General features: G+C 74.8%; 1 protein-coding gene and 1 pseudogene. Both read right to left on the reverse strand.

Translation table 11 applies throughout. The features are described 5' to 3' along the window. A pseudogene (locus VF794_RS34475) lies at positions 1–842 on the reverse strand (VCBS repeat-containing protein); the annotation flags it as partial. Then, positions 839–2,119: penicillin-binding transpeptidase domain-containing protein (locus VF794_RS34480; protein WP_331117371.1), on the reverse strand; the 1,281-nt coding region annotated here is incomplete at its 5' end. The gene VF794_RS34480 and the pseudogene VF794_RS34475, both read right to left, overlap by 4 nt.

A 2,119-nucleotide genomic window follows, 5' to 3' on the forward strand; every position in this document is an offset into this window, starting at 1 on the left:
GCCTCCAGCGCGAGTACCTCGCCCTGGGCGAAGCGGGTGGAGAAAGCGGCGAGGCGCGGAGGCCCGGAGAGCACGGCCAGCGCACCGAAGGGCTCGCGGGTGGGCGTGGGGCCGGGGGGCAGCGCCTCCAGCGAGTGCTCCGCGACGAGCTGCCCGTCCGCGGAGAAGACGAAGACGGAGCGCTCGGTGAGGGCGATGACCTCGTCCTTGCCGTCTCCATCGAGGTCCCCCGAGGCGAGCGCGGCGGGCGGCCGAGGCAGGCTCGTCAGCACGGCGCCCAACAGGCGCGGGGGACGCGGCGCCTCGGGCGTGGGCGTCGGGGTGCGCGTGGGCTCCACGGCGGCGAGCGCGAGCGCCGGGGCATCCGCCGTCACGGCCTGGACGAGGGCGGCGGCGGGAGAGGCGGGCCGGGTGGCGGTGCGGCCGGACCAGAAGTTCACCCAGGTGCCGAGCACGTCACCCTTCGCGCGCAGCTCCCCGGCCTCCACGCCCAGGGAGAGGCGCACCAGGGCGCGGGCTCCCTGCTCCCGGGCGAGGGCCTCGGCGGCCTCGGGGGAGGGGGCCTCCAGCACCACGGGGGCGAGCCCGGCGGAAGCCAGCCGCGAGGCGAGCAGCGTTCCGAAAGCACGCCGGAGCTCGGGGGCCCCACCGGTGAAGGACAGCGCCACGGGGGGCTCGGGCTTCAGCGCCCGGACGTCGGTGGCCACGACCTCGGCGAGACGCTCCAGGGCGGGAGCGACCGGGGCCGCCGGGGCGTCCGCGGTGGGCCGCGGTGGGGTGGGGTTGGCGGCCGGGGCGGGCAGCGCGGCCAGGAGGAGGGCGGCGGCGAGGGCCCGGCTCACAGCCCCCCCCGGCTGCCTTCCTGTAGGAAGAAGTCGCTCGGGCTGACGTGGCCGGGAGGAGGGGCCTCGGCGGTGGGCTGGGTTCCCTCCATGAAGGACTCGAGCCGGCCGGGCACGGAGCTGCCCGCGAGCAGGCCGGTGGCCGGGTCGATGCGCAGCTGCACCACGCCCGGGGGCACCTCGAACTCGCGCGAGGGCAGGCCCTCGTGGGCGGCGCGCATGAAGTCCAGCCAGATGGGGAGGGGGGCGCGGCCACCCGTCTCGGAGCTGCCCAGGGGCGAGTGGTCATCGAAGCCCACCCAGGCGCTGGCGACCCAGTCCGCGGTGAAGCCGGAGAACCAGGCGTCGCGGTTCTCGCTGGCGGTGCCCGTCTTGCCGGCGGCGGGGCGGTTGAGTTCCGTCACCGCCTTGGCCGTGCCCTCCTCCACCACGCTGCGCATCAGCGAGGTGGTGAGGTAGGCCACCGCCGGGGGCAGGGTCTCCTCGAAGGCCGGCTGGTGCTCCTCCAGCACCTTGCCCTGCGCGTCCGTCACCTTGAGCAGCAGGAGCGGCTCGGCGTAGCGGCCGTTGGCCTGGAGCGTGGCGTAGGCGTTGGCGGCCTCCAGCATCGTCACCTCGCCGGTGCCCAGCGCGAGCGTGAGGTTCTCGGGCAGCTCCGAGCGGATGCCGGCGCGGCGGGCGAAGTCGATGGCGGCGGTGGGGGTGATGGCCTCGATGAGGCGCACGGACACCGTGTTCTTGGACTTGGTGAGGGCCTGGCGCAGCGTCATGGGTCCGTCGAAGGCGCGGTCGTAGTTCTGCGGCTTCCACGTCTTGCCGGTGTACGGGTCGCGGATGGCCTCGGGGGCGTCGTTCACCGTGCTGATGGGGGTGAAGCGCCCGCTGCCGAGCGCGGCCCCGTAGATGAAGGGCTTGAAGGACGAGCCGGGCTGGCGCCGGGCCTGGGTGGCGCGGTTGTAGGGCGAGCGCGCGAAGTCATAGCCGCCCACGAGCGCCACCACGTGCCGGTCCTCGGGGCGGATGACGACGAGGCCCCCCTGCACGAGCGGCACCTGATCCAACGTGGCGTCGAGCAGCGCGGGGGCCGGGGAGACGCGCAGCACGCGCACGCGCACGATGTCGCCGGGCTTCATCACCTGCGACATCTTCGTGGGCGCGCTCTTGCCCTTGAGGCGGGCCCAGGTGACGGATGCGAAGGGAATCTCCGCCATGCGTCCCACCAGGTCCACGCGGGCCTTCTTCGCGGTGTCATCCACCTGGGTGACGACGCCCGCCAC

The sequence above is a fragment of the Archangium sp. genome (assembly GCF_036389735.1).
GTDB lineage: Bacteria > Myxococcota > Myxococcia > Myxococcales > Myxococcaceae > Archangium.